The sequence below is a fragment of the Hydrocarboniclastica marina genome, assembly GCF_004851605.1.
GTDB classification, from domain to species: Bacteria; Pseudomonadota; Gammaproteobacteria; order Pseudomonadales; family Oleiphilaceae; genus Hydrocarboniclastica; species Hydrocarboniclastica marina.
Genome location: NZ_CP031093.1, coordinates 3,988,352 through 4,015,291, shown reverse-complemented (window position 1 = coordinate 4,015,291; position 26,940 = coordinate 3,988,352). Strand labels below are relative to the sequence as shown.

22 protein-coding genes are annotated in these 26,940 nt (G+C 59.5%); 11 read left to right on the top strand and 11 right to left on the bottom strand.

The genetic code is table 11. The annotated features are described in order from the left end of the window. Positions 1-28 precede the first annotated feature (28 nt). The 3 genes from soil367_RS17745 to soil367_RS17735 form a co-directional block, all read right to left on the bottom strand. Entirely contained in the window at positions 29-943 is a 915-nt protein-coding gene (locus soil367_RS17745; protein ID WP_246065419.1) for a universal stress protein, read from the bottom strand. 2 nt (positions 944-945) lie between these two features. Then, positions 946-2,433, bottom strand: a complete 1,488-nt coding sequence (locus soil367_RS17740) for a SulP family inorganic anion transporter (RefSeq protein WP_136550352.1) — start codon at positions 2,431-2,433, stop codon at positions 946-948. Between the two features lie 458 nt (positions 2,434-2,891). Beyond that, entirely contained in the window at positions 2,892-3,788 is an 897-nt protein-coding gene (locus soil367_RS17735) for a DMT family transporter (RefSeq protein WP_136550351.1), read from the bottom strand. A 150-nt stretch (positions 3,789-3,938) separates the two neighbouring features. Between soil367_RS17735 and soil367_RS17730 the strand changes: the two genes are divergently transcribed. Together soil367_RS17730 and soil367_RS17725 are read left to right on the top strand one after the other, a co-directional pair. Next, a complete protein-coding gene (locus soil367_RS17730) occupies positions 3,939-4,925 on the top strand; it encodes an LLM class flavin-dependent oxidoreductase (protein ID WP_136550350.1) in 987 nt (328 codons plus the stop codon). Positions 4,926-5,158: 233 nt separating this feature from the next. Beyond that, complete coding sequence (locus soil367_RS17725; RefSeq protein ID WP_136550349.1) at positions 5,159-7,678, top strand: acyl-CoA dehydrogenase; 2,520 nt, start codon at positions 5,159-5,161, stop codon at positions 7,676-7,678. 120 nt (positions 7,679-7,798) lie between these two features. On the opposite strand, the gene soil367_RS17720 is transcribed toward soil367_RS17725, so the two are convergent. Together soil367_RS17720 and soil367_RS17715 are read right to left on the bottom strand one after the other, a co-directional pair. Next, positions 7,799-8,914 (bottom strand): hypothetical protein, encoded by a 1,116-nt coding sequence (locus tag soil367_RS17720; protein ID WP_246065418.1) that lies wholly within the window; start codon positions 8,912-8,914, stop codon positions 7,799-7,801. A gap of 132 nt (positions 8,915-9,046) precedes the next feature. Then, positions 9,047-9,487: a VOC family protein gene (locus tag soil367_RS17715; RefSeq protein WP_136550348.1), complete on the bottom strand. Its 441-nt coding sequence runs from the start codon at positions 9,485-9,487 to the stop codon at positions 9,047-9,049. Positions 9,488-9,634: 147 nt separating this feature from the next. On the opposite strand from soil367_RS17715, the gene soil367_RS17710 reads away from it, so the two are divergent. Beyond that, complete coding sequence (locus soil367_RS17710) at positions 9,635-10,732, top strand: GGDEF domain-containing protein (RefSeq protein WP_136550347.1); 1,098 nt, start codon at positions 9,635-9,637, stop codon at positions 10,730-10,732. Here the strand turns inward: soil367_RS17710 and soil367_RS17705 are convergent. Both soil367_RS17705 and soil367_RS17700 read right to left on the bottom strand, forming a co-directional pair. Beyond that, on the bottom strand, positions 10,729-11,553 hold the full coding sequence (locus tag soil367_RS17705) for a slipin family protein (RefSeq protein WP_136550346.1): 825 nt from the start codon (positions 11,551-11,553) through the stop codon (positions 10,729-10,731). The two genes, soil367_RS17710 and soil367_RS17705, sit on opposite strands and share 4 nt — an antisense overlap. Before the next feature lie 59 nt (positions 11,554-11,612). Continuing rightward, positions 11,613-13,148, bottom strand: a complete 1,536-nt coding sequence (locus tag soil367_RS17700) for an NfeD family protein (RefSeq protein WP_136550345.1) — start codon at positions 13,146-13,148, stop codon at positions 11,613-11,615. Positions 13,149-13,527: 379 nt separating this feature from the next. Between soil367_RS17700 and soil367_RS17695 the strand changes: the two genes are divergently transcribed. Further along, positions 13,528-14,985 (top strand): NAD-dependent succinate-semialdehyde dehydrogenase, encoded by a 1,458-nt coding sequence (locus tag soil367_RS17695; protein ID WP_136550344.1) that lies wholly within the window; start codon positions 13,528-13,530, stop codon positions 14,983-14,985. A 58-nt stretch (positions 14,986-15,043) separates the two neighbouring features. On the opposite strand, the gene soil367_RS17690 is transcribed toward soil367_RS17695, so the two are convergent. Together soil367_RS17690 and soil367_RS18870 are read right to left on the bottom strand one after the other, a co-directional pair. Further along, complete coding sequence (locus soil367_RS17690) at positions 15,044-16,060, bottom strand: histone deacetylase family protein (RefSeq protein WP_136550343.1); 1,017 nt, start codon at positions 16,058-16,060, stop codon at positions 15,044-15,046. A 245-nt stretch (positions 16,061-16,305) separates the two neighbouring features. Next, positions 16,306-16,467: a hypothetical protein gene (locus tag soil367_RS18870; RefSeq protein WP_172962385.1), complete on the bottom strand. Its 162-nt coding sequence runs from the start codon at positions 16,465-16,467 to the stop codon at positions 16,306-16,308. A gap of 607 nt (positions 16,468-17,074) precedes the next feature. Between soil367_RS18870 and soil367_RS17685 the strand changes: the two genes are divergently transcribed. The 4 genes from soil367_RS17685 to soil367_RS17670 all read left to right on the top strand — a co-directional run bounded on the left by soil367_RS17685 (position 17,075) and on the right by soil367_RS17670 (position 20,360). Then, positions 17,075-17,608 (top strand): DUF2058 domain-containing protein, encoded by a 534-nt coding sequence (locus soil367_RS17685; protein WP_136550342.1) that lies wholly within the window; start codon positions 17,075-17,077, stop codon positions 17,606-17,608. 71 nt (positions 17,609-17,679) lie between these two features. Then, complete coding sequence (locus soil367_RS17680; protein ID WP_136550341.1) at positions 17,680-18,789, top strand: S-(hydroxymethyl)glutathione dehydrogenase/class III alcohol dehydrogenase; 1,110 nt, start codon at positions 17,680-17,682, stop codon at positions 18,787-18,789. Positions 18,790-18,945: 156 nt separating this feature from the next. Beyond that, positions 18,946-19,788 carry an S-formylglutathione hydrolase gene (fghA, locus tag soil367_RS17675; protein WP_136550340.1) on the top strand — a complete coding sequence of 281 codons (843 nt, stop codon included), beginning with the start codon at positions 18,946-18,948 and terminating at the stop codon, positions 19,786-19,788. Between the two features lie 152 nt (positions 19,789-19,940). Continuing rightward, complete coding sequence (locus tag soil367_RS17670; protein ID WP_136550339.1) at positions 19,941-20,360, top strand: CBS domain-containing protein; 420 nt, start codon at positions 19,941-19,943, stop codon at positions 20,358-20,360. A 55-nt stretch (positions 20,361-20,415) separates the two neighbouring features. Here soil367_RS17670 and soil367_RS17665 read toward each other — a convergent pair whose 3' ends face one another. Continuing rightward, complete coding sequence (locus tag soil367_RS17665; protein WP_136550338.1) at positions 20,416-21,243, bottom strand: siderophore ferric iron reductase; 828 nt, start codon at positions 21,241-21,243, stop codon at positions 20,416-20,418. Between the two features lie 126 nt (positions 21,244-21,369). Between soil367_RS17665 and soil367_RS17660 the strand changes: the two genes are divergently transcribed. The 3 genes from soil367_RS17660 to soil367_RS17650 all read left to right on the top strand — a co-directional run bounded on the left by soil367_RS17660 (position 21,370) and on the right by soil367_RS17650 (position 25,329). Then, positions 21,370-22,722 carry an acyl-CoA dehydrogenase family protein gene (locus soil367_RS17660; protein WP_246065416.1) on the top strand — a complete coding sequence of 451 codons (1,353 nt, stop codon included), beginning with the start codon at positions 21,370-21,372 and terminating at the stop codon, positions 22,720-22,722. A gap of 231 nt (positions 22,723-22,953) precedes the next feature. After that, positions 22,954-24,354, top strand: coding sequence for a deoxyribodipyrimidine photo-lyase (phrB, locus tag soil367_RS17655; protein WP_136550337.1), 1,401 nt, complete (start codon positions 22,954-22,956; stop codon positions 24,352-24,354). Positions 24,355-24,564: 210 nt separating this feature from the next. Then, a complete protein-coding gene (locus soil367_RS17650) occupies positions 24,565-25,329 on the top strand; it encodes an EAL domain-containing protein (protein WP_136550336.1) in 765 nt (254 codons plus the stop codon). 62 nt (positions 25,330-25,391) lie between these two features. On the opposite strand, the gene soil367_RS17645 is transcribed toward soil367_RS17650, so the two are convergent. After that, positions 25,392-26,834 (bottom strand): MFS transporter, encoded by a 1,443-nt coding sequence (locus soil367_RS17645; RefSeq protein WP_136550335.1) that lies wholly within the window; start codon positions 26,832-26,834, stop codon positions 25,392-25,394. Between the last annotated feature and the right edge of the window lie 106 nt (positions 26,835-26,940).

The window sequence follows — 26,940 nt, the reverse complement described above, 5'->3', positions numbered from 1 at the left end:
GGCCTCCCGGGCAGCGCATCATCGGGGATCAGCGAAGGATAACCAGCGGCTTCTTCGCCGTTTCGAGCATTTTTTCCGTCGTGCTACCGACGAGGAACTGGCGGATGCGGGAATGACCATAAGCGCCCATGATCAGCATGTCGATGTCGTGTTCTTCCTGATAGGCGTGCAACGTCTGCTCGATCTCTCCCGCCCGAATCGCCAGGTGAACCTCAATCCCCTGGCCGCTGAGTTTCTTCTCGGCCTGCCTGAGTTGCTCCCAGTGGGTGTCGCTCTCAGCGCCCACCATGAGGATGTGTAACGGCAAGTTTTTGAACACCGGTGTCCCCGCGAGCAGCTCGACGCCTTTGAAGGCCGTAGGACTGCCATCAAAAGCCAGCATCGCGCTGCGAGGCTGCGAATAAGTATCGGTGACCAGCAATATGGGGCGGTGCAAACGGCGGATGACGGTCTCCAGCTGGCTGCCGACCTGGCGCCCCGATGCAGCGCTGCTTTCGCCGTGCAGGCCCATGACGATCAGCCGGGTTTTGCTTTCGAGCGCAAGCAGTGACTCGGTCAGGTCACCGTGGCGCTGGCGTTTGAATACTTGCTGGGCGCCGGCCTGTCGGGCCCGCAGTTCAGCGTTGTCGAGCATATGGTGGCCATGCTCCAGCGCCAGTTTGCTGCGCTTCTGATCCAGCTCGGCCAGCTCTTCCATAAGATGCTCGCGGCTGCCCAGGCCAATGTTGCCGGTAAGGTCCGGCGCCACCGGGTAACGCTCTTCGTCCAGAACGTGCAGAAGCGTCAAGGGTGCTTCCATACGTGAGCTCGCCCAGGCGGCATAGTCACATACAGACGGCGCTGCTTTTGACCCGTCGATGCAGGCAATGACCTCTAACATGGCAACCTCGCTTTGCTGATTCTCTTGTTCTTCTGCAGCCTTTGATGCGTCTGAATGCTTCATGGCTAGTGCCCCATCAGTTGGTCGACGGCGTCGGGCTTGTCGTGCACCCCAAAGCGGTCAACGATCGTCGCGCTGGCTTCGTTAAGGCCGATAATTTCGACCTCTGCACCTTCGCGGCGGAACTTGATCACGGCCTTGTCCAGCGCGCCGACCGCCGTGATATCCCAGAAGTGAGCGCGGCTCAGGTCAATCACGACGTTATCCACAGCTTCCTTGAAATCAAACGACGCCATGAATTTCTCGGATGAGCTGAAGAACACCTGGCCGACTACCCGGTAGGTGCGGGTGTCGGTGTTGTCATCAAACTCAGACGAGACCAGCATGAAGTGCCCGACTTTGTTGGCGAAGAACAGAGCCGCAAGCAGCACCCCCGCCAGAACCCCGAAGGCCAGATTGTGGGTCGCCACGACCACAACCACCGTGACGACCATTACAACGTTGGTCGACAGGGGATGCGCCCTCAGGTTCTTCAGCGAACTCCAGCTGAAAGTACCAATAGACACCATGATCATCACAGCTACAAGGGCCGCCATCGGGATCTGCACCAGCCACTGGTCGAGCACCAGTACCATCACCAGCAGGAAAACGCCGGCGGCCAGCGTCGACAGCCGGGTCCGGCCGCCGGACTTAATGTTGATGATGGACTGACCGATCATGGCGCAGCCAGCCATGCCACCGAGCAGACCGGAGCCGATGTTGGCGATGCCCTGGCCCTTGCACTCGCGATTCCGGTCGCTGGAGGTGTCGGTAAGATCATCGACTATGGTCGCGGTCATCATGGATTCAAGCAGGCCCACCACCGTGAGGCCGACGGCGTAGGGAAGAATAATCATCAGTGTTTCAAGCGTAAGGGGTACTTCCGGCCAGAGAAATATCGGCAGGGTGTCAGGCAACTCGCCCATGTCGCCGACCGTACGGATGTCGATGCCGTAGATCATGGCCACAGCAGTCAGCGCGACAATGCAGATCAGGGGCGAAGGGAGGATACGCCCGACCACCGGCACCAGCGGGAACAGGTAGATAATGCCCAGGCCCGCGGCAGTCATGGCGTACACGTGCCAGGTGACGCCCGTTAGCTCGGGCAACTGCGCCATGAAAATGAGGATCGCGAGCGCATTGACGAAGCCGGTGACCACCGACCGGGAGACGAAGCGCATGAGATTGCCCAGCTTGAGGTAACCGGCAACGATCTGCAGCAGGCCGGTCAGGAGGGTCGCCGCGAGCAGATACTCCAGCCCGTGTTCTTTGACCAGCGTCACCATCAGCAGGGCCATGGCGCCGGTTGCGGCGGAAATCATACCCGGCCGGCCGCCCACGAAAGCGATCACAACCGCGATACAGAACGAGGCATAAAGGCCGACTTTCGGGTCTACCCCGGCAATAATCGAAAAGGCAATGGCCTCGGGTATCAGCGCGAGTGCGACCACAAGGCCCGAAAGCAGGTCGCCTCGCATGTTCGAAAACCAGTTTATTTTCAAGGCATGAAGCATAGTGAGGATCCAGTTCGTAAGCTGTACAGCAACCGATGACGGGCACCGGTCAAAGAAATAAAGATTCTGGCTACAGCCGGGCAAGGGCTACGTGAAAGTCAGCCGTACCATGGGTTACGCGAGCGGGCCGCCGGGCGACTATGGCGTTCACAGCAATTGGAGCTTGGCTTTCAAGATTTTCGCGTAAACAGGAGAAGAGCCGGCATAACCAGAGCCTGGGCATCAGGTGGCGGATGGTCCTGCAGGGATAGCCAACGCGCTTTCCTGATCGGAAAAGCACGAACAGAACCGGGGCAGAGCGCTAGGGTGGAGTGATCATCAAGAACAACGCTTGCGAGGTCATAGGTATCAGGCTGGTCAGTTTTTCAGGGGGGCGAATACTAGCACATGCGTGTCGAGCACGACATACCGCAGCCTTTTTCTCGAAGGTCATGCAAGCCATCGAGTACCACGCGGGTTTAGCGCCGGCGCAGCAGCCTCCTCACCCAGGCCCAGCGATTGATCAGCAGCGCCATGAAGATCAGCCCGCAACCCGCCAGCTGCAGCGCCCCCATGCTTTCGCCCAACCACCAGCTGGCCAGTAACGCTGTCCAGATAGGCTCCAGCATCATAATGATAGCTGCGTGGCTGGCGGAGGCCAGGCCCTGGGCGTAGGTCTGGATAAAGAACCGCATGCAGGTACCAATCAGTGCGCTGGCCAGCAGCCAGCCCCAAATCGACGTGGCGACCTCGCTCGGCCAATTCTCGAACAGCATGGACGCCGGCAGCAGGAGTACGCCGACCATGAAGAGCTGCAGGGAGGTCAGCGCCATCGCTGGGATGCCCCGCACCAGGCGGGTGTTGAGGTTGAAGCAAAGCGCGAAGAAGACCGCCGCGATAAGAAAATAGAGCTGGCCCGGTTCCAGGCTTAAACCCCTGTTAAGCGACAGGCAGGCGAGGCCGCCGACCGCGACGGGCAGAGCTACCCAGGTGCTGACAGGCGGGCGCTCGCCGAAAAGCGCCCGGGCCGCGACGGGCACAAGCACGATGCCCATGCTCGTAATAAAGGCGCCCTCGCCCACGTGGCTGGCGTTGAACAGTCCCAGGATCCAGAACGCCATGGCCAGGGCGAACAAGGCACCCAGGCCCAGCGCCTGCTTCAACTGAGCCGGCGCCACATGCCGCAGGCTATGCCAGCCCGCGATTCCCAGCACAATGGCCGCAAGGAAAAAGCGCAGCCCCATGAACAGCAGTGGCGGTAGTCCGGCCAGCGCTTCCTTGGAAAAGATCCAGCCAGTGGCGGCCAGGAGCGTTACCAGCAGGAGGAGAATATCGGCTTTGGCATGCGACTCGGAGGACGGCCGTTCGACTAGCATGGAGAGGGCTCTCTGTGTGTCACTTGACCGCCAGTCTAACGTCTTTTTGACCTCGAGTTCCTGCTGCCCTTTAAGCTGGCTGATTAACCCCAACCTACAGGTGTTTCGGGACACTAATGACCAAATATTTGCCGCAGGAGGCCCACCCCCATGCTTAAAGATGTGCGACTGTCCGTGCTGGATCTGGCGCCGATCCGGGATGAGGGAACCATCGCCGAGAGCTTCGAAAACTCCGTGGCTCTGGCCAGGCGGGCAGAAGAACTGGGCTACCATCGCTTCTGGCTGGCGGAACACCACAACATTGACGGTATCGCCAGCGCTGCAACCGCCGTGCTAATCGGCCATATTGCCGGGCGGACCAGCACGCTGCGCGTCGGCAGCGGTGGTGTCATGCTGCCCAATCATGCGCCTCTGGTAGTCGCCGAGCAGTTCGGCACCCTGGCGACGCTTTACCCCGATCGCATCGACCTGGGGCTGGGCCGTGCGCCCGGGACCGACGGCATGACCCTGCGCGCGCTCGGGCGCGACCCCCAGGCCGCCGAGCACTTTCCGCAAATGGTACAGGAACTTGCCGGTTACCTGGGGGATGCACGGCCGGGTCAGCGGGTCAAAGCCGTACCGGGCCAGGGCACGCATGTTCCGTTATGGCTTCTGGGTTCAAGCGGATTCAGCGCGCAGCTGGCGGCCAAGCTGGGCTTGCCCTTTGCGTTCGCCAGTCATTTTGCGCCGGGGTATATCCACGAGGCGATCCGTCTGTACCGGGACAATTTCCAGCCATCCAGCATTCTCGATAAGCCCTATCTGATGCTGGGCATTCCTGTTATTGCAGCAGAAACTGACGAACAAGCAGAGTTTCTTTCCACCACGCACCAGCAGAAATTCCTCAACCTCATTCGCGGTAAATCCACCCGCGCGTTGCCGCCGGTGAAAGAGCTGGACTGGCACCCCCACGAGCGGGGTCAGGTCATGCAGATGTTGTCTGCCTCGGTGGTCGGTAGCCGCGAAACCGTAAAGCGGCAGCTGGCCAGCTTTATCGAAGGGACCGGGGCGGACGAACTGATGATCAACTCGGATTTCTATAACCTGGACGACCGCCTTCGTTCATACGAAATTGTAATGGATGCCGCACAGGGCTAGCGCTGTCGTGATTTGCCGGTGGTTTCGCGGCTTACTTCCGGCAAACCGGACAATTCAGACTGCGAAGCTGTCGTAACCCGCACTGCCAGCAGGCCTTTTTTGCGCTAAGAGCGTCTCGCTGGCACCGTCAAGGCATCAGCTCTCCCGGACATTATGGTACGCTGGTGACGTTTTGACATTTCCGGACTTCAAGCCGGTGCCCCAACCAAACGTGGTCAAGCGGAGGGATCCCCATGAATGAACTGATTATTCTGGTGCTGGCGATTGCCGGTCTATTATTTGTAATGCGACGCGAGTCCGGCGCCAAGGCGACTGTCGCCCTGCTGGTGGTCGTGTCGATAGTTGGCTTCATAGCTGATGCTGAAGTCATGGGTGTCCTCTTGCTTATCGGCGCGGCTGTGACAGCGCTCGCGGGCATACCCGGTCTGCGTAAGGCCTGGCTCACCCCCCGCATTTTCGCTTTTTTCAAGAAGGCGGCCCCCAAGGTCTCCGCGACCGAACGTACCGCGCTTGAGGCCGGCACCGTGGGTTGGGACGGCGAACTGTTCACCGGGCGCCCGCAATGGAAATCCCTCCTCGCCAGCCCTCTGGGCGAACTGCCGCCCGAAGAGCAGGCCTTTATCGACAACCAGTGCTCCGTCGCCGCCAGCATGTGCAATGCCTGGGATATCGCGGTCGAGCGCGCGGATCTGCCGCCTGAACTTTGGGATTATCTGAAGAAAGAGCGCTTTTTCGGGATGATCATTCCCAAGGAATACGGCGGCTTGGGCCTGTCCACCCGGGCTCAATCCCTGGTACTGCAGAAGCTCTCGGTCAACGAGACCCTCATGACCACCGTGGGCGTGCCCAACTCCCTCGGCCCGGGTGAACTGCTGCTGAAGTACGGCACCCAGGAACAGAAAGACCACTATCTGCCGCGTCTGGCTGATGGCCGGGACATCCCCTGTTTCGGCCTGACCGGTCCCCGCGCTGGTTCTGATGCCACCTCACTGCCGGATACCGGTATCGTCTGCAAGGGCGAGTTTGAAGGCAAGGAAGTCCTGGGCCTGCGGCTCAATTTCGAGAAGCGCTGGATTACGCTGGCGCCGATCGCCACCGTGGTTGGCCTTGCGTTTCGCATGTTTGACCCCGACGGCCTGCTGGGGGAAGAGAAAGACCTGGGTATCACCTGCGCACTGGTTCCGCGCAATACCAAAGGCATGGAAATCGGCCGCCGTCACTGGCCGATCGGTAGCCCCTTCCTGAACGGTCCGATTGTCGGGAAGGACGTCTTCATCCCGCTGGACTGGATCATCGGCGGGCCAAAAATGGCCGGCGAAGGCTGGCGTATGCTGGTCGAGTGTCTGTCGGTGGGCCGCAGTGTCACGCTGCCGTCCGGCGCCAGCGGTTCTGGTCGCTATATGCTCGGCATGGCCGGCGGCTTCACGCGCATCCGTCGTCAGTTCAACGTGCCGGTTGCAGAAATGGAAGGGGTTCAGGAGCCGCTGGCCCGCATTGCCGCTAAGGCTTATATCGCCCAGGCCTCGGTGATCCAGACCGCCAACATGATCGACAACGGCGAAAAGCCAGCCGTACCCTCAGCGATTCTCAAGAGCCAGCTCACCGAATTCCAGCGCGATATGGCTATGGATGCGATGGATGTTCACGGGGGTCGTACGGTAACTTTGGGCCCCCGCAATTACCTGGGTATTGGCTTCTCCGCCACCGCGGTGTCTATCACCGTTGAGGGCGCCAATATCCTCACGCGTAACCTGATGATCTTCGGCCAGGGCGCCATTCGTTGTCATCCCTATGTGCTGGAGGAACTGGCAGCGAAGGACGACAACGACATTGAGGCGTTCGACCGGGCGTTTTTTGCCCACGCCCGGCTGATCTTCGGCAATTTTGCCCGCGCCTTCACACAGGCCTTTGGCATTGGCGCCGGTAACCTTCCCTTTGATCACATTGCGGCGCCCTACGCCAAGGCCGTGACGCGCTTCAGCGCGGCGTTTGGTCTCTGTGCGGACGCGGCCATGGCCAGCGTAGGTTCTGATCTGAAGAAGCGGGAGCTGCTGTCTGCACGTCTGGGTGATGTACTGTCCAACCTCTATATGGGGTCGATGGTGCTCAAGCAGTGGCAGGAAAGCCGCGCGGCAATGGGTGAAACAGCGCTGTTCCAGTACAGTATGACCCTGCTGCTTAACAGGGCAGAAGAAGCCCTTCAGGAGTTCCTCGCCAACCTGCCCAATCGCCCGCTGGCCTGGGCCCTGCGTCTGTCCGTCATGCCTACGGGGCGTCACTGGAAGCGCCCGGCAGATGTGCTCACGCACGAAATCGCCCGCGCCATCAGTACCGACACCCCCTTGCGCACCAAGCTGACCGAAAACACCTGGAATACCGCCGAGCCGGGCCAGAAGAACAACCCTCTGGCACGCTACAATGCCCTGCTCAAGGATTATCCCCGGGCCGAGAAGCTCTATCACACGGTCAACAAGGCCTACGCCAAGGGGCAACTCCCAGCTGATGCCCTGCACCCGGAAAAGCGCGTTATCGCCGCGCGGGAAGCGGACATCATCAACGCCGACGATGCCGACTTCATGGCGACATTCGAGGCCGAAGTGCTGGATATGCTGACGGTTGATGACTTTCCGTTCGATGGCATCGCCTACGACAAAGACAAGGTCAACTGGCACGGTACACAGGAGAAAGAGACCGGTAACAAGCCCACGGCCCAGAAGAGCGACGGCAAAAGCGGCAAGACCGCGAAGGCCTGATAAACCGACCCTGACTGCCTTACTCGTGCCCGGCAGCTGTGACGCGGGGTAGAGTGAGACAGATCAGGGGCTGAAGCAGGATAAAGTAATCCGGGGCTATTCGCGTAGCTCCGGATTTTTTTATTCCGCCGGGCTGGCTGAGCTTGGAAGCCGGGCCTCTATGCTTTCCGCCGCCAGTCGGACATCGGCGCCATAGTACAAGGATGAGAACCCGATCAGATCCCGGTCCAGGTTGTGAAACAGCATGCCAAACGCGATGTCGCCCGCACTGAAGCGTTCATGCTCGGCGGCGAAGTAGCGAGCGGCGGCGCCCTGGTCGCTTGTGTCATCCAGCAGGCGCAGCACCCGGGCTGTGCCGCCGTGATAGGCCTGGGTAAGCAGCAGGCGAAACAGCGTCTCTTGTTTCAAGGGCACCAGATGACCAAACCGCTGCTCGAAGGCCGGCCTGAGGTTGCGGTAATTTTTCTCGGTCAGCCGCAAGGCGCAATCCATCTGGGCCAGCCGGTGCCAGTGGAGTTCGGCAGGTATCTGGCAGTCGTCCAGTACGGATGGCGAAAGCTGGAGTATGCCCCGCGCGTTGGCCGTTGAGTGCGCTCGCGCCTGGCCGCCGCTCTCGATCAGTAGCTGCCCGGCGATGTCCTCCAGAATCGCGGCTGGCAAGTCGAGTCGCCCTTCATCGGTTCGCTGTTGGTAAACGGCCTGAAGCGCGCTGTGGAGCGACAGCGGTTGTTCTCTGGTGCCGATCTTCAAGGTGTCCCAACTTCCCCAGATCCGGCCTTCTTCGGCTTCGCCGAAATACCGCTCCAGAGCAGCCTCCATGTCAACGTGGGGCTGAGTGCAGGCCAGGGCGAACGGGTAACCGCGGACATTTTCGCCACCGGGGACCCAGGTTTCCACGTGGCCGGTCCGGGCCATTTCGGCGCGTGCACTGTTCAGTTTGCGTTGAGTGTCGCGGCGGAACTCCTGGTCGCTGACGTAGGCTATGAAGCGGCCGCGCCGATCAAACAGGAGATGGCGCTCCTGCTGGGTGCAATAGCCCGAGCTGAACAGAACCCATCGGCGAACGGAGAGCATGTTGGCGAACACGCCCTGGCTCGACCAGTAGGGTGCTTCCCGAATAACAGCTTGCCAGTTCTCGCTATGTTCCGGAACAGGAGCTTCGTCGGCGTGCAGGCCGGCGAAGCCAAGGCTTATCAGGAAAAAACCGCAGACTTTCTTTAAGGTGTCCGTAGCCATCTGCCTGGTTGCGTCCCTAACGTAGAGATATAAGCCATCTGTGCGAATACCGGTAGCGCCCCCTGCAGGGTTGGCCAGTAGGGCACCTGGACAGCAGCGCCGGGGCAGAGAATAGAATTCTGTTTGCAGAAACTACCAATTGCCATTATTCTCCATGCTCGCCCATGGCTCTTTAGGGGCGAGTGCGTCACCCGCTTGAAGCAGTTCAATGGAGATTCCGTCCGGGGATCGGACAAAGGCCATATGGCCATCCCGAGGCGGTCTATTGATGGTAACCCCGCCTTCCTGAAGCCTCTGGCAGGCTTCGTAGATGTTGTCCACGCGATAGGCCAGATGTCCGAAGTTGCGACCTCCCGAATAGGTTTCCGGGTCCCAGTTGTGGGTAAGCTCGACCATAGGCGCTTTTTCTTCACGGGCGCGCTGCAGATCATCCGGCGCTGCGAGAAAGACCAGTGTAAAGCGGCCTTTCTCGCTGTCCTTTCGGCTCACTTCGCGCAAGCCCAGCAGCTCGCAGTAGAAATGGAGTGAAGCATCGAGGTCAGCGACCCGTACCATGGTGTGGAGATAGTGCATGAGTGCTCCTAAAGGCCGTGTCATGTCCAGTTCACAGACATATTTTTGTCTTTGTGTATACTAATCGATCAAATTTGACTTGCCCGAGTTGTGTTTAATGACCCTCGCTAATGCAGTGGATAATACCGGTTCAAACGGCGGCGAGCGATGAACAGTCCGCGTCCCATGGACAGAGCCACCGCCGATATGACTTACCGTAGGGTGATCTTCAGCGTCATGCTGCTGATTACCTTCATAGGCGCCTCTCTGTTCAGCGCACTGAATTTCTACCAGGGTGTCGTGGCGCTGGCGCTGATTGAGCTAGGCATGGCGGCTTTTTCGCTGGCGCTGCTCTGCCTGATACGCAACACGCGGGACCTGGCGTCCTGGAGCCTTACCTACATCTCTGCGATCTTTGGTGGCTTCCTGCTCATTTTTGCTCATCCTGATGCCACGCCGTCCGTGTTCATCTGGGTGCTCCTGATCCCGCTGGTAACCCATCTGCTCGTCGGCCGTTTCATGGGCCTGGCCTTCTCTCTGATCGCGATCTTTCTCGCCGGTGGCGTCTATATCTGGCGCTTTCAGGGCAACCCGTCCCTGGTGAATCCGCTAGAGTTGGCGAACATGGCCATTTGCGTGCTGACCGTGCTGATATTCTCCCACGTCTACGAAGTCTCTCGCGAACGTTCTGAGGCGCGTCTGCGCAAACTGGCCACCACCGACGGCCTGACGGGGCTGGCCAACCGCATGCGCTTCACCGATGTGTTTGGCTGGGAGCAGCGAAAGGCTCAACGCGAGAAGTACCCTCTGTGCCTCGTATTGATAGACCTCGACCACTTCAAGTCGATCAATGATTCCTACGGTCACGAAGCCGGCGACCAGGTGTTGCAGCACGTAGCCACTTTGCTGGCCGAACGCCTGCGCGCGACCGATCTTATCTGTAGGATCGGTGGCGAAGAGTTTGGCATCATGGTGCCCAACTGTACGTTGGGACAGGTCGAATTTGTCGTGCATGAACTCCAGCGCGTTCTGGCTGAGACGCCCTGCCGTGTGCTCGACCAGGACCTTCAGATTACTTTCAGCGCAGGTATCGCCCAGCTTGGCCGGGACGGAGATGACTTACGGGCGCTGTTCAGTGTCGCCGATCGCCGGATGTACCAGAGCAAAGCGGACGGACGAAACCGCGTGACCAGTGTTGATCGTCCGGGCTTCACCATGGGGTCTGCGGATCCGGCACCCGGCGGGCGGGCCCCGGCCGGCGATTAGTCAGGGCTGCCCTTGGGTACCGGTTCGTTCGGCTGGGGCGCTGGCCCTGGTGACGGGGGTTGGTTTACCTGTCCCTTGATCGTCTTGAAGACGTCCATGATATCCAGCGGCAGCGGGAACACGATGGTGGAGGAGTTTTTCGCGCTCATGTCGGCCATTGTCTGCAGGTAGCGCAACTGTAACGCGGCCGAGTTTCGGCCCATCACGTCCGCGGCCTGCACCAGTTTTTCCGAAGCCTGCAGTTCCCCTTCCGCATGAATGACTTTGGCGCGCCGCTCCCGTTCTGCCTCAGCCTGGCGGGCGATAGCGCGGATCATGGACTCGTTCAGGTCAACATGCTTGATTTCGACGTTAGCGACTTTAACGCCCCAGGGCTCGGTCTGGGAGTCGATAATTTCCTGGATGTCATTGTTGAGTTTATCCCGCTCCGACAACATCTCGTCCAGATCGTGCTTCCCCAGCACCGAACGTAACGTGGTCTGGGCCAGTTGGCTGGTGGCGGCACCGAAATCCTCAACCTGGATAATGGCCTTCTCCGGATCCACCACGCGGTAGTAAAGCACGGCATTGACTTTAACCGTGACGTTGTCACGAGAGATAACGTCCTGGCTCGGCACATCAAGGGTTATCACCCGGAGATCGACCCGGGTCAGTTGCTGAATGCCGGGTACGATGAAGATCAGGCCTGGGCCGCGTACGCCCTGGAAACGACCCAGAAAAAACACGACGCCGCGCTGGTACTCCGGCAGGATCCGAACCGACCAGCCTATAAGCAGCAGCAGTAAGACGAGCGGCGTAATGTACGGAAAAAAGGTACCCATCTGGCTCTCCTTGTCGTTTGACCGGTTAGATGCGAATCAAGCATTGGTGTGCAGCGGGTTTATTCTCTGGTTGGCTCCACCCGCACTTCAAGGTCTCTGATAGCGATGACCCGTACCTGAGTGCCTTCAGAAATCGCTGAGCCGCTGGTTGCCCGCCACGTCTCGCCATGCAGGAAGACCTTGCCCCGATAATCAGATTCACCGGGATGCTGCTGAAAGTCCACCGTTACCTTTGCCAGGGCGCCCAGCATCTGGCTTCGCCCTGTTGTGGCTGGCCGCCTGCGCAGCCCCATGAGGCGGGTGACTGTCCAAAGCATGAAGCCAGCGGCAATGGCCGCCGTGCCACCGATAATCGGCCAAGATATTGCCTGGTTGGTGCCGTCCATGAGAATGATGGAGCCTACGACAAAGGCGACAATCCCGCCCAGGCCCAACGCACCGAAACTTGGAACCAAGGTTTCGCCGACGATAAACGCCAGCCCCAGTATGATCAGCGCGAGTCCTGCATAATTTACGGTCAGTACCTGAAACGCGAACAGGGCTAGCACGAGGCAGATGGCGCCTATCACGCCGGGCACCATAGCGCCCGGGCTCGCAAGTTCGAAGATCAGCCCGTAGAAGCCGATGATCATCAGGAAATAGGCGACGTTAGGGTCGGTTATGACCGAAAGCAGGTCGGTTCGCCAGTCGGAGTCGAACCGGTGGATCGCCAGGGCCGAGGTTTCAAGCGTACGCTCGCCGTCGGCCATCTGCACTGTGCGACCGTCCAGTGCCAGCAGTAGGGCGTCCAGATCGGCGGCAACCAGATCAACCACATTCCGGCTTTCCGCCTCGTTTGCTGAAAGATTCACTGCCTCGCGCACAGCCTGCTCTGCCCAGTCCGCGTTGCGATCATGACGCTCGGCGAGGCTTCGGATATAGGCTACTGCGTCCTCGAGCACCTTCCGTTCCATGGCGTTGCCACCGCGTCGCTTGCCGGCGCTTTCTCCTGCACTCTCTTCGGCATTCTCTCCGGCACTCTCTCCGGCACTCTCTCCGGCACTCTCTCCGGCATTCTCACCCGTGCTCTCACTGTTACTCTCACTGTTATTCTCCCGGCTACCCTGGCCGGTAGCCGGGCCGTTGTCGGTTTCACCTTCGTCGGTATCTCCACTACCGCCGGGAAAACCGCCCATTTGCACCGGGGTTGCTGAGCCCAGGTGAGTTGCCGGCGCCATTGCTGCAACGTGGCTGCCGTACAGCAGGTAGGTGCCGGCGCTGGCTGCCCGGGCGCCGGCAGGCGCTACCCAGGTTACGACGGGCACAGGAGAGGCCAGAATCGCTTTGATCATGCTGCGCATGCTTGAAGCCAGGCCGCCCGGCGTATCCAACTGGATGACGACCAGGCTGGCGTCTTCGGCTGCCGCCTGGCCGAGCCCGCGCTCGAGGTAGTCGAGTGTCGCCGGGCCAATACTGCCGTCGATCGTCAGCAACAGCGCCTTGGAAGAGCCATCCTCGCTGCTGGCCGGGGCAAAAAGAAGCAGGCCGGCCAGCACGCAGCCTAGCCAGATCCATACCCGTCTTGAACCGGGGCGCCCCTGGCAGAGTTCAGTCATGTCCACTGCGGCTCCCGTCCGAGGAAAAGTCGATCAGTTCACTATACCTTTACTTCACCATACTATGCCTTTGCGCGCCGGGCGAGGCCGCGAACGAGCGGTCAATCGGCTGCGGTTAAGGGAGCCTCTGATTAACTCTTGGATCGCCACTGGCTTTCAAAGCTACCCACAATCAAGGCGTGACTTTGCAGTAAGGCTGGTTGCCTTTCAAAAAGTCGAACGCAGAGGCGACCCACGAGTTAATCAGAGGCTCCTAAGGTTAAGGCAGTGCCAGCGCTGGACAAGGGCCACCGCAAATGTCCAAGATGAGCCATGGTCCTTCCCACGCGGTGACCCGACGTAGGTGTTACGCTCCGAACCCAGTTAAAGAGGAACCGGCATGATTGAATCCCCCCTGCTCCAACATCTCAGTGGCTATATCGGCGGCCAGTGGACCCCTGCCGAGACCGGCAAGACCTTCGATATTCACAATCCATCGACGGGGGAGAAGCTGGCGTCTGTGCCGTCCCTCGGTGCTGACGAGGTCAATCAGGCCGTGGCTGCGGGCAAAGAGGCGTTGCAGTTAACCCGGCCCTACACGATGGAACAGCGTCGACACTGGCTTGAGGGGATCCGCGACGTGCTCATGGCTGAGAAAAAAGAAGTCGGCCGCATTCTCAGCCTGGAACATGGCAAGCCTTGGAAGGAAGCGCAGGCCGAAGTTGAATACGCCGCGGGGTTCTTCGACCACTGCGCCAAGAATCTGGACCAGCTGGAGCCCCATACCCTCGATGAACGTCCCAAGGACTGTACCTGGACCGTCTATCACCGCCCGATTGGCGTGGTAGGGCTGATCACGCCCTGGAACTTCCCCATCGGCATGATCGCCAAGAAACTCTCCGCGGCCCTGGCGGCGGGCTGCCCCTGCGTGATCAAGCCGGCCAGCGCCACGCCGCTGACTATGATTGCGCTGTTTTCGCTGATTCATGAGCGCCTGGATCTGCCCAAAGGCATGGTCAATCTGGTCATGGGTAGCGCCGGGGTCATCGGCGACACGCTCTGTGCGCATCCCGATGTGCCCATGCTGAGTTTTACTGGCTCGACCGAAATCGGCCAGAAGCTGATCGAGAAAACCATACCCCAGGTGAAGAAGCTGGGTCTGGAACTGGGCGGTAATGCGCCCTTTATCGTCTTCGCGGACGCCGATCTGGATGCCGCCGCCGATAACCTGATCGCCAACAAGTTCCGGGGTAGTGGACAAACCTGTGTCTGTGCCAACCGCATCCTGGTGCAAAAAGACGTCGCCGATGCTTTCGCCGAGAAAGTGGTCAGTCGCGTTGAGAAGCTGCGGGTAGGGGATGGCATGGATGAGAACGTCGATATCGGGCCGCTAATCAACGCGGACGGTTTCGACAAGGTGCGCAGCCACGTCAAAGACGCGCTTGAAAAAGGCGCACGCCAGTTGGCCGGTACCCATCCGGATGAGTTGGATTCCAGCCGTAACCTGTTCTATCCGCCCACCGTCGTCACCGATGTGCGGGACGATATGGAATGCTGGCAGAAGGAAACCTTCGGGCCGCTGGTGCCCATGGCGTTGTTTGAGACAGAGGACGACGCAGTCCGCGCCGGCAACAATACCGAATACGGCCTCGCCGCGTATGTGTTCACCGCTGATGATGCGCTGGCGCAGCGCGTGATAGGCGCCCTGCGCTTCGGTCATGTTGGCTGGAACACCGGCACGGGACCGGCACCCCAGGCGCCGTTTGGGGGCATGAAAGCGTCGGGTATTGGTCGCGAAGGCGGCGCGGAAGGGTTAATGGAATTTGTTGAAGCCCAGGCAGTCCCGAGAGGCGCCTGAGGAAAATGCCCGGGTACTGGTTCGTGAGTGAGCCAGAGCCCGGGCGACAACGAGTCGTTTAAATGCCCAGCCCGGTGAAAAACTGGCGGGTGTTCTCACCCAGTGATTCCAGGTCGTAGCCGCCCTCCTGCACCACCAGCGTTGGCAACCCCAGCCCGCCGACCTGTTCGGCAAGCCTTCTGAAGCCCGCAGAGGTCACTGCGACCTTGGCCTGGGGGTCATCCTTGTAGATGTCATAACCCAGGGTGAGGATAACCACATCTGGTTGGTACAACCGCAGGATGGTCAGCGCCTCAGTGAGTCGGTCGAAAAAGACCTCTTCGCTGGAGCCGTGGGCCATGGGCAGGTTGACGTTGTACCCCTTACCGTCGCCCGCACCGCGCTCATCCTCGAACCCGGCCACGACCGGGTAGAAATTGGTCGGATCGCCATGGATCGAAACATAGAGCACATCGCTGCGCTTGTAGAAAATTTCCTGGATACCCTGGCCGTGGTGCATGTCGGTATCGAGGATCGCAACCCGCCCGAAGTTCTCCCGCAGAGCCTCGGCGGCAATAGCCGCGTTGTTGAGGTAACAGAAACCACCCGCCGCGTCCCGACGGGCGTGATGCCCCGGTGGCCGACATACGGCATAGGCATTCATGTCGCCTTTCAGGATCCGGTCTGTCGCCGCCAACGCGCTCTGGGCGGACCAATAGGCCGCCTCCCAGGTATCTTTGCCCACGGGACAGCTGCCGTCGGCCAAGTAGTAGGCGGCTTCTGCCAACAAGCCGCGACGCGGGTTTGACGAGCGCACGTAAATGTTCGACATGACCTCGTCGCCCCAGTCTTCGGGCGCGGCTTTCCAGCGGCGATGGGCCGACTCCAGAAACGTCAGATAGCCGAGGTCGTGTACCTTTGAAATCGCGGCCATGCCGAAATCAGCAGGCTGCTCGACCGGGCAGTCGACCTGTTCGAGGCCTTTGAGAATGTGGCCCGTGCGTTCCGGGATCTCCTGGGGCGCGCGCATCTGTCCCCGGGACAGGTAGCTGCGGGGAATGTGCAGATCCTGGGAGGGATGGAAGAATGCTTTCATGGGCTAGACCTCGTTGACGGTGACAGCGGGGCGGCTGTGGTAATCGGTCGGTCAGAAGCTGAAGGCAGCCTGGCGCGGCGGCGCTCAATGCTCCAACTTGACTACGATTTCCCAACTTAACCAAAGAGGCGGCAAACTGAAAGGGGCGAACGAGGTAGACAAAAACTAAAAGAGGCCGGTGTGCGGCCGGCCTCAATATTGAAGGGCTGTACTCAACGTTAAGAGTTGACGTTTATCGGTCAAGCTTAACGCTGACGCAACGCTGCCTTCAGACTTTTTGTTTGCGCCGGGCGGGTCATCGCTTCCAACGTCAAAGTTTGACGGGGGGCGGCTACCTGTTCTTTAACCTGAACGTTGGCCACGGTGCGCTGACGACGAAACTGAAGATAAATATCACTCAAACGCATAAAAACCTCCGATAAAACACTGCACGAGCCATCCGATACTGGAGTTCGTGCCACGCCTGAGTAAGAAGATAAGACTCTGCTCTTTTGAGCTATAACCCAAAGCACGAGCCCGCCTGTGCAACCATCGCCACGGTTGGACAACCGTCAGCTGTGAAGACTTGACAAGAGTTTTTCCGGCCAAGTGAGGTAACTGTAGTCGAACCGACGGATCCCCGTAAAGGCCCGTGGTACGGGGAATTGTAGCGTTTTATTGCTAGCGGGCGGTCTGCTGCACTAGGTCAGTAACGCAAGTTTATTACCCGTTATTTCCCCAGCATTCTCAACCAGAGTCGCCGTCGATCTTAAGCGACTGAATTGAGCCTTTTATTTATGAGGGCGCTATCTATATTGTATCGCTTTCCTACCCGGTTTCGGCTGGGGAAACGAACGCCTGCTGTCTGTCTGTTAAGAAACGAGCGCTGCCGTCTAGGTATATTTCCTTACAGGTTCAGGAGGTTTGGAAAAGCTGTTGGCTGGATGAAACGGTGAATTGATTGCGGCCAACGTACGGGTCTGGATAATGGGGCTACTTCATAGGCTCATTCGACGATCAGGGGCTGGGTAAATAATGGCGCTTTCGCTTCAGGAACAACTACTGAAACAGGGCCTGGTGGACGACAAGAAAGCCAAGCAGATAAAACAGGAACAACGTCGGAAGACCAAGCAGGGCAAGCAGAAACCGGCTGAGCCCAACGAAGTGGCCGAACGGGCCCGGGCCGCCCGCGCCGAGCAGGCAGAAAAAGACCGCCAGGCCAACCGGGAGCGTCAGCAGGAGGCCGAACGCAAAGCGATAGCCGCGCAGATTCGTCAGCTGGTGGAAACCCATCGGCTGGAGCGACGCCAGGGCGAGATCGACTATCAGTTTGTCGATGCCAAGAAAATTAAAAAGATACTCGTGACCTCAGCCCAGCAGGACCAACTGGCCCGCGGCCGTATTGCCATTGCTCGCTTCGGAGAAAGCTATGAGCTGGTGCCGGCGAACATTGCCGATAAAATTCGGCAGCGGGACGAAGCGACGGTCGTACTGCTGAATTCGGCTTCCGAGGCGGATGAGGATGATCCTTATGCCGACTACCCGATCCCCGACGATCTCATGTGGTAGGCTCCGGCTAATGACAGACAGGGCAGAAAATACCGGCCCGGCTTTACTGTAAAACTATTGAGGAGAAGACCATGAAATCTCGCGCCGCCGTGGCCTGGGAAGCGGGTAAGCCGCTGCAGATTGAAGACATCGAGGTAGGTGGCCCCAAGCAGGGCGAAGTGCTGCTGCGTGTCGTAGCGACCGGCGTTTGTCACACCGACGCCTTTACCCTCTCAGGGGCAGACCCGGAGGGCAACTTCCCTGCGATTCTGGGCCACGAGGGCGGCGCTGTGGTTGAGGAAGTTGGCCCGGGTGTAACGACGCTCGCCGTGGGCGACCATGTAATCCCGCTCTATACCCCTGAATGTGGCCAGTGCAAGTTCTGCCTGTCCGGCAAGACCAACCTTTGCGGCGCCATTCGCAGCACCCAGGGCAAGGGCCTGATGCCTGATGGAACCTCGCGTTTTTCTGCTCGCGGCAAAACGCTGTTCCACTACATGGGCACCTCGACTTTTTCGGAGTACACCGTAGTGCCCGAAATAGCCTTGGCCAAGATCAACAAGGCAGCGCCCCTGGATAAGGTCTGCCTGCTGGGCTGCGGCGTCACCACAGGCATAGGCGCCGTTTTGAACACCGCCAAGGTAGAGCCTGGCTCCTCGGTGGCCATTTTCGGCCTCGGCGGGATCGGCCTGAGCGTTGTGCAGGGTGCGGTCATGGCCAAGGCCGAGCGCATCATCGTCATCGACATCAACGAAGACAAATTCGAGATGGCGCGTATGCTGGGCGCGACCGATTTTATCAACCCGCGCGAATATGACCGGCCCATCCAGGAAGTGATCGTTGACCTGACCGATGGCGGGGTGGACTATTCCTTTGAGTGCATCGGCAAGGTAGACCTGATGCGCTCCGCCCTGGAGTGTTGTCACAAGGGCTGGGGCGAATCCGTCATCATCGGCGTCGCCGGTGCGGGCGAGGAAATCAGCACCCGTCCGTTCCAGCTGGTGACCGGCCGAACCTGGCGGGGCAGCGCCTTTGGTGGCGTCAAGGGACGCACTGAGCTGCCGGGCTACGTCGAACGCTACATGGGTGGCGAGATCGAAATAGACGCCATGGTGACCCACCAGATGGGCCTGGAAGATATCAACAAAGCCTTCGACCTGATGCACGAAGGCAAGAGTATTCGGTCAGTCATTATTTACTGATCCTGGCACACGCAAAGCCGGCGATCCCTGGTCAGTGGACAGGGCCCTACCTGGTCGGTGGTCAGGGCACTGGAGGGCACCGTCGGCTAGCGGGCACGGTCGGCAAAGTGGACCGTCGGCGACAGTATGTCGTCGGCTAAAGGGAGGGCAGTCACGATGGAAATGATCGCAGAAAACCGCTGTTTTGGCGGCTACCAGCGCCGCTACCAGCATGATTCCAGAACCCTGGGCGTAACGATGACCTTTTCGGTCTACCTTCCGCCCCAGGCCGAAAAAGCGCCCGTGCCGGCGATGTACTGGCTGTCCGGCCTGACCTGCACAGATGAAAATTTTGTGCAAAAAGCCGGCGCCCAGAGGGTCGCTGCAGAGCTGGGGCTGGCAATCGTCTGTCCCGACACCAGTCCCCGCGGAACGGACCTGCCAGGCGAGCATGATAGCTACGATTTTGGCTCCGGCGCCGGTTTCTATGTCAACGCGACGCAGGAGCCCTGGGCGGCGCACTACCGTATGTATGATTACGTGACCGAGGAGCTGCCCGCCCTGGTGCGGGAGCACTTACCGGTCAGCGATCGCTGCAGTATCAGTGGCCACTCTATGGGCGGCCATGGCGCGCTCGTCTGTGCCCTGCGCAACCCCGGCCGCTACCAGGCGGTGTCAGCGTTCGCGCCTATCTGTAACCCAAGCGATGTGCCCTGGGGCCAGAAAGCGTTGGGCGGCTACCTGGGCGACGACAAGGCTGCATGGGCTGAATACGATGCCAGCCTGTTAGTGCTCCAGGCCGCCGAACGTTTGCCGATTCTCATCGACCAGGGCTCCCACGACAATTTCCTGGAAGAGCAACTGGCACCAGATGCGCTCGTGAAAGCCTGTCAGAGCGTCAACCATCCCGTCGAGCTGCGGATGCAGTCGGGTTACGACCACAGCTATTTCTTCATCGCGACTTTCATTGAAGACCATCTGCGCCACCATGCCGCCGCATTGGGATTGAGTCCGCGATAGATCAGCTTGGTCCAGTCCGTGCTCAGCGATAGCTTCAGACTAAGAGGGGAATCGGAAAAGCGGTGTTTGCGGCGCTGTCCTGGAGGTATAAGCTGTAGGTGTGGTTTGCACTTAATCTGCCAAGCGCAGTTACAGCTTCAGGAGAACGCCTAATGCAATCAGTCCAGGTTCGCGATGTCATGCAGCGCCAGGTTCCGACCGTCACGCCCAACATGCCGCTGACCGAGGTCGTCAATATCCTCCTGGCCAACAGCGTGTCGGGCTTGCCGGTGGTTGACCAGCAGCGTCAGGTTATCGGGTTCATATCCGAGCAGGACTGTATTCACGCCTTGCTGGTCAGCAGCTATCACTGTGAGGGCGACCCCGAAGTAGGCGACGTGATGTTTGCCGACCCCGTGGTCGTAAGCCCGGCGGATAACATGGTCGATCTCGCGCAGAATCTGGGGCGTGGCAAGCCCAAGGTCTATCCGGTCGCAGAGAACGGCAAGCTGGTGGGTATCATCACCCGCAGCCAGATATTGACCAAGCTTGCAAGGATGGGCTGCGGCTGGGGCGACCGCGCGTCTGCCTGAGACACTAACGCCTGAGACCCGAACGCCCGAGAAAATCATGTGGCGCAGCGGACAACTAGATGCCTCTCGCCTCCCACTTGCTTTTGAGGCGTGCCAGGCGCTCAGGCTTTTTGAGCACGGGGCACCCTTCGCATAAGTCGCCGTCGTGGCGACGGTAGTGCATGCAGCAGCTTTTGCGTTCCAGCACCAGCTGTTCGTCGGCGCCGCCTGCGCTTTCTTTACCGCTAGAACGAATGGTCAGCGTACTTTCGCCTTTAAGCCCGGCCGCGCGAAGCCATTGATCGGCGTAAGCCATTGTTCTGGCGTTCTCCCAATGTTCCGTCCCGGCGATCTGGGCCAGGGCGTTCAAAAGCATATCCGCGACCAATCTGAGCGCACTGAGCCGTTTTAGCGGCGTACGGGCGGCGAGTTGTACATACATCCGGTCGACGAAGTGACGCAGTTGATCCCCGCCCGTTTCGATGCGCACCTGCGGGTTATCCGGCTGGGTGAGGATAACCTTGCTGAGGTTGAATCCGGCCACGAGGCCACCCCTGAGCCGTTGCTGCAAGTCGTCCAGGTCTGGCAGGGCCCCTGCCAGATGGGCGCCTATCACTGTGAGATAAAGAGGCTGCCAGACCAGCATGATCCAGGACCGGACTGACCAATAGGGCTGCCCCGCTTCTGGGTGAGCCATCTCCCAATAGGTATACAACCGATCGATCAGCTGCCTATTGTCGGCGTTCACAGACAGGCTCTGCAGGGAATCAAGCGCTGCGATGTGTTCCAGCGACGGTCCTAGCCGCTGCGCGGTTACCAGCAGGTGGTCAAGCATCGGCGCTGACTCTGCTGACCCGAGGTTGTGGCAGCGATCTTTCGCAGTTGGTTCGGTCAGTGACTGCATGCGGCCCTCCGCATATCGCTGAAAGTGTGCCCGGGGGTGGGCGTTATCGAAGCGCCACAATAATATAAATGAGAATCAAAATCGATAACTCTGCGGATGAACGCCCGTTGCAGGAATGTCTGTGGCGTGGCGTTGGAAACTGCCGGAGCCTCTGACAGGGCTGTTGATGTGCATCAATGTCTTGAATGGCTATGGCGGGTAGTCTGGGGTAGCCCCCACAATGCAGGACTCGCCATGGACTTTGCCTATTCCGAGGATTCCCAGGCCTATCAGGCCTCGCTGCAGCAGTTCATGAAACGGCGCCTTTTGCCGCTTAATGGGGAATGGCTGCGACGGGCATCGGCGGGCGACTATCCCCTGGATCTCCTTGAACCACTTAAAGCCCAGGCGCGGGATGATGGTCTCTGGAACCTGTTTTTGCCTGACCTGCGCGAACAGGAGCCGGGCACGGCCATGACTAACCTCGACTATGCGCCTCTGGCTGAAATCATGGGGCGAGTACCCTGGGCAGCCGAAGTATTCAACTGTAGCGCACCCGACACCGGCAATATGGAGCTGCTGCACCGCTTCGGCAGCCCAGGCCAGTATGAGCAATGGCTTATGCCGCTCCTGAAGGGCGAAATACGGTCCTGCTTCGCCATGAGCGAGCCCGATACAGCTTCGTCCGACCCCACTAACCTCGCCGGCACGATCCGGCGTGACGGCGACAGCTACGTGATAGATGGCCGCAAGTGGTTCATTTCCGGCGCGAACCATCCCCATTGCGCCTTCGCCATCTTCTTTGGCCGGCATGAGAATGAGCCACAGGCAGACGCCCACCACCAGCACTCCATGGTCATCGTGCCCCTCGACAGCCCGGGCGTTGAGGTCGCGCGCAATATCCCAATCATGCAGCACCATTCCCTTGAGGGGCACTGCGAGCTGGTCTTCCGGGGTGTGCGGGTGCCGGCGGAGAACCTGATCGGCCAGCCCGGGGCCGGGTTCGCCATGGCCCAGGCCCGGTTGGGACCCGGTCGGGTCCATCACTGCATGCGTACCATTGGCCAGTGTGAGCTGGCACTGGAGATGATGCGCGAACGCGCGCTGGAGCGGCGCGCATTCGGCAAGTTCCTCAGTGAGATGGAGAACATTCAGGAGTGGATCGCCGAGTCGCGCCTGGATATCGACCAGGCGCGGTTACTGGTGCTGCGCGCTGCCTGGCTCATGGATACCCACGGCAATGCCGCCGCCCGGGTTGATGTAGCGGGCATAAAAGTCGTCGCCGCACGGCTGCAGACCCGTGTGATGGACCGCGCCATGCAAATCTTCGGCGCTATGGGACTGACCCCGGACACGCCCCTCGCTTATTTCTGGACCTGGGGCCGGGCCCTGCGTTTGATGGATGGCCCGGACGAAGTCCACCTGCGAACAGTCGCCCGTGCAGAGCTGAAAAAAGCCCGCGAGACCCGCGGCGCCACGGCGCCTTACTTCACGTTATGAGGTTTCAAGCTATGGGGTTGGCCTGACCCTTCGTAGGGTGGGCACTGCCCACCTTCCAGATTCAACGTTGCTTATTGACCCGAATACTCTATTGCCCCCGCCGATCACCAGCCCGCGGCTCCAGCTTGTTGCCGGGTGGGGCTATTAAGTCTCCCCGTCTTTCCCCGGCAGCAGGCTTCAGTAAACTGTCCTGTCAGCCAATAAATCTATACATCGGCCACAGGTACCCCCATGACCCAACTTGTCTGGTTCCGAAACGACCTGCGCGTCGCCGACAACGCGGCCCTGACGGCTGCATGCAAATCCGGCGACCCGGTAACAGCCTGCTTTGTGGTGACGCCCGGGCAATGGCAGAACCATGACTGGTCGCCGGCGCGTATCGGTTTCGTGCTGGACCACGTTAATGCACTGGCCGCGGAACTGGCCCGGCTCGGCATTCCCATGCATTTTCTTGACTGTGAGGACTTCCAGGACACCGTCACACGCCTGCTGGACCACTGTCGTGAGCACAAGGTTCGGCATGTGCACATCAACGAAGAATATGGGGTCAACGAGCGCCGCCGGGACAAGGCCATCGCCAACAAGCTGGCCGAAGCCGATATCCGCTTTCAGAAGTACCGGGACCAGACCATTGCACCCGTGGGTAGCATTCTCACCGGCCAGCAGAAGCCTTTTTCCGTTTTCACCCCGTTCAGCCGGCGCTGGCGCAACTGGGTTGATGAGACCCGCCCGACGCCCTGGCCGGTGCCTTCACCAGTCGCTGCCCCGGTAAAGCCGGCGCAGTACCACTCCTCGGTTGCTGGCAGTGAGGGTGCGCCGCCACCGTTGGTGGCCACGGGTGAGGATGCCGCACACCAGCAGTTGGAACGCTTTCTGGACGAGCAGGTAGGCGGCTACAAAGCCCAGCGGGACTTTCCGGCCTGCGCCGGCACCAGTCTCCTGTCACCCTATCTGGCCAATGGCGTATTGTCGGGCCAGCAATGCGTGACGGCCGCGCAACAGGCACAGGGAGCAGGGGGCGAACAGGAGGGGCTAGCCACCTGGATCAACGAGCTGGCCTGGCGCGATTTCTACATCCACATCCTTTACCACTTTCCCCGCGTCAGCATGAATAGGGCCTTCAAACCAGAAACCGAGGCACTGCAATGGAACCCGCCCGGGGAAGCCTTCGAGGCGTGGAAAGCGGGGGAGACTGGTATTCCCATGGTCGACGCCGCCATGCGCCAACTGAACCAGACCGGCTGGATGCACAACCGCCTGCGCATGGTCACGGCCCAGTTTCTGACCAAGAACCTCTTTATCAACTGGCAGGTGGGGGAACGCTACTTCTCATCGCGGCTGGTGGACGGCTTCCTCGCGTCCAACAATGGCGGCTGGCAATGGAGCGCCTCTACCGGCACCGACGCGGCGCCTTACTTTCGCGTATTCAACCCGGTGACTCAGGGCGAACGTTTCGACCCGAAGGGTGTGTTCATCCGCCAGTATCTGCCGGAGCTGACCGACCTCGACAACAAACGTATCCACCAGCCGTGGGTCGGCGGAACGCCCCCGAACGGCTACCCCAGCCCCATCGTTGATCTGAAAGAAAGCCGGAAGGAGGCTATAGCGCGGTTTCAGGCGCTGAAGGATTAGATAACAGGCCCCGTATTGGCTCTTCACTGATAAACGGGTCGAAGGTGGTCAGGGAATGCGATGCTCGGCTCTAACCAATAGGATATAAACCTTTGATAATATTCAGTCGCCCCATTCTCTTGCACCCGTAATAAAGTGTGAATTCGGTTTTACGCCCGTGAAAACGCCGCCTATATTTGATAGCAAGATACAGGCTATTCAGGAGTGGTCGTGCAAAAACCGGCAGTTTTGTTTGATGAGACCCATTGCGGGCAATGTGCCTGCGGTGAAGGGCTCGACTTTGCGTTTACTTTTGCTTTTCAGCCGATTATTGATGCGGACAAGCGCGAGGTTTATGCCTACGAAGCTTTGGTGCGCGGTAACGAAGGCGAAGGAGCCTGGAGCATCCTCTCGCGGGTAAACGAAAAGAACCGCTACTCGTTCGACCAGATTTGCCGGGTGAAGGCCGTTAAACTGGCAGCCAAGCTGGGCATGAAAGCCATGCTTAGCATCAACTTCCTGCCAAATGCTGTCTATCAGGCCGAATACTGCATCCGCACCACTTTGGCGGCGGCCCGGACCTACAACTTTGACACCAGCAAGATCATATTCGAGCTGATTGAAGGGGAAGACCTGTCGAAGCCTGACCATCTGGTCTCCATCATCAACACCTACCGGGAAATGGGCTTCAAGGTCGCGGTGGACGACTTCGGTGCCGGCTACTCCCGTTACAACCTGATGGTCGCCAGCCCGCCGGACCTGCTGAAGCTGGATATGGCGCTGGTGAGAGACATCGAATCAAATCCCAACAAACAGGCAGTGGTCGCCGGTATTATCACGATGATGGATAAGCTGGGCGGCCGCATTGTGGCGGAGGGCGTCGAAACGGAGGCGGAATACCGCTGGCTGCGCAGTCAGGGCATCGCTTTGTTCCAGGGATACCTGTTTGCAAAACCAGGGTTTGAATCCCTTCCGGAGCCTTACATTCCGAGCTGATCACTGTTCCTCAAGCAGCGTTTCTTCAAAATAAAGCGGGCATTAACTGATAGGCTGCCTGATCAATGCCTGCCAGGCATCCTGTCAGTCTCACCACTCTTCTTCCGCGTGACCGTTAACCAGTCAAGAACCACGCCCGACACGGCGTTAAGCCGCGCTACGCGATAGATGACCTGGAGCATCTGCGGCCGCCGCCGAACGCGGGGTTCTACCGCGCGCGGGACAAACCAGACGGTCACGGCCATTCGCAGAACCGCCGTCGTGATGAAAACGACGTACAAAGGACTAAGCATCAGTTCGCCAACGTCGACGAGCTGCAAAAGGCCTGGCGCGACAGATGCGATAAACCCGCCAGCGAGCGCACCGACAAACACGGCACCGGCGCTAAGGCAGGACTGCGTGGCCGCGTAGATGGCAAAGTCAGTCTTATGGGGCCGGATATCGTAAAGATAATTGGCTGTGCTGAGTGAGAAACCGCTCCAGGCTATACCGGACACAACCTGTACCCCAAGCAGATAGAGATAGTTCGGGGAGACCAGCCACAGCAGTGGCAGGACCGGGATCATCCAGCTGGTCGTCAGCATGACCAGACGGTTACCGAAACGGTCGCTGAAGCGGCCCCAGAACCTGAGGCATAAAAACTGCGTGGCGATGGAAGCAATAATGTTAAGGCTGTATTCGAGGTAGGTGAACTGCAGATCCCGCAACATATACACGGCAAAAAAGGGGGCTGAAATCGCCACCATGCCCTGCATGCCAGCGACAAAAATACTGTAGTGCCGGAAGGTCTGGTCATGCAGCGACTGGCGCAGCTGAGCAAAGCTGCGGCCCAGGTTCCCGGGAGCGCCTGCGTCCGGGGCCGGGTCGGGGTCATGCATGCGCCAGAGGTAATAGCCGGACATCGCGCGTCCACAGCCGGCAGCGATAAACAGAACCGCAAAACCGAGCCAGGTCGCGCCGATCCCGGTGCTGGCCGTCAGCAACGCACCGCCGCCGATGAATATAAGCAGTGAAGCAATCATCGTCAGGCGCGTCCGCGCCGCGAAGAACGCACCGCGCCGTCGTCCAGGGACAATGCTGCCCATCCAGGCACGCCATTGCGGCTGGATGGAATTGTGCAGGCTGAAGTACAGGACGGCGAGCCCGATCAGCCAGTAAATGGCATTCGGCGCCTGGGAAATGGCGAGCGAACCTATCCCGGCGACGACCAGTGCCTGAAGGCACGCGGCGACCACGATGAGGTGGCGGCGGCTTATGTAGCTGCAGATCCAGACTGACGCCAGTTGAAACAGCGCACCAAAGAGCTGGGGAACGGCCGTCAGCAAGCCCATCTGGGCCGATGTGGCGTTGAGGTACACCGCGAAGGCATTAAAGAAATTATCGCCCGTAGCCGTCATGGTCGCCGAAGCCACAGCTTCCTTCTGGGATAGCCGAAGCGTACGGCGAAGCCAATGCTTCCTTCGACGGGAAGGGGAACTCTCTTCTGGGCCAGGCAATGGTTTCATGTTTAAACGGGCAGTTTGCGGGTGTGGCTATCGTCAGTTATGAGGGAGCAATAGCTTCGGGGAATACAGCGCTTTAAATGATGATAGCTGAGAATCCTGCACAGAC

Coding starts and splice junctions, on each gene's coding strand:
- soil367_RS17680 (WP_136550341.1), top strand. CDS start 17,680: ATGAAATCTCGCGCCGCCGTGGCCTGGGAAGCGGGTAAGCCGCTGCAG.
- soil367_RS17710 (WP_136550347.1), top strand. CDS start 9,635: ATGAACAGTCCGCGTCCCATGGACAGAGCCACCGCCGATATGACTTAC.
- soil367_RS17745 (WP_246065419.1), bottom strand. CDS start 943: ATGAAGCATTCAGACGCATCAAAGGCTGCAGAAGAACAAGAGAATCAG.
- soil367_RS17695 (WP_136550344.1), top strand. CDS start 13,528: ATGATTGAATCCCCCCTGCTCCAACATCTCAGTGGCTATATCGGCGGC.
- soil367_RS18870 (WP_172962385.1), bottom strand. CDS start 16,467: ATGCGTTTGAGTGATATTTATCTTCAGTTTCGTCGTCAGCGCACCGTG.
- soil367_RS17720 (WP_246065418.1), bottom strand. CDS start 8,914: ATGGCTACGGACACCTTAAAGAAAGTCTGCGGTTTTTTCCTGATAAGC.
- soil367_RS17715 (WP_136550348.1), bottom strand. CDS start 9,487: ATGCACTATCTCCACACCATGGTACGGGTCGCTGACCTCGATGCTTCA.
- soil367_RS17735 (WP_136550351.1), bottom strand. CDS start 3,788: ATGCTAGTCGAACGGCCGTCCTCCGAGTCGCATGCCAAAGCCGATATT.
- soil367_RS17730 (WP_136550350.1), top strand. CDS start 3,939: ATGCTTAAAGATGTGCGACTGTCCGTGCTGGATCTGGCGCCGATCCGG.
- soil367_RS17705 (WP_136550346.1), bottom strand. CDS start 11,553: ATGGGTACCTTTTTTCCGTACATTACGCCGCTCGTCTTACTGCTGCTG.
- soil367_RS17690 (WP_136550343.1), bottom strand. CDS start 16,060: ATGAAAGCATTCTTCCATCCCTCCCAGGATCTGCACATTCCCCGCAGC.
- soil367_RS17645 (WP_136550335.1), bottom strand. CDS start 26,834: ATGAAACCATTGCCTGGCCCAGAAGAGAGTTCCCCTTCCCGTCGAAGG.
- soil367_RS17665 (WP_136550338.1), bottom strand. CDS start 21,243: ATGCAGTCACTGACCGAACCAACTGCGAAAGATCGCTGCCACAACCTC.
- soil367_RS17685 (WP_136550342.1), top strand. CDS start 17,075: ATGGCGCTTTCGCTTCAGGAACAACTACTGAAACAGGGCCTGGTGGAC.
- soil367_RS17725 (WP_136550349.1), top strand. CDS start 5,159: ATGAATGAACTGATTATTCTGGTGCTGGCGATTGCCGGTCTATTATTT.
- fghA (WP_136550340.1), top strand. CDS start 18,946: ATGGAAATGATCGCAGAAAACCGCTGTTTTGGCGGCTACCAGCGCCGC.
- soil367_RS17670 (WP_136550339.1), top strand. CDS start 19,941: ATGCAATCAGTCCAGGTTCGCGATGTCATGCAGCGCCAGGTTCCGACC.
- soil367_RS17700 (WP_136550345.1), bottom strand. CDS start 13,148: ATGACTGAACTCTGCCAGGGGCGCCCCGGTTCAAGACGGGTATGGATC.
- phrB (WP_136550337.1), top strand. CDS start 22,954: ATGACCCAACTTGTCTGGTTCCGAAACGACCTGCGCGTCGCCGACAAC.
- soil367_RS17740 (WP_136550352.1), bottom strand. CDS start 2,433: ATGCTTCATGCCTTGAAAATAAACTGGTTTTCGAACATGCGAGGCGAC.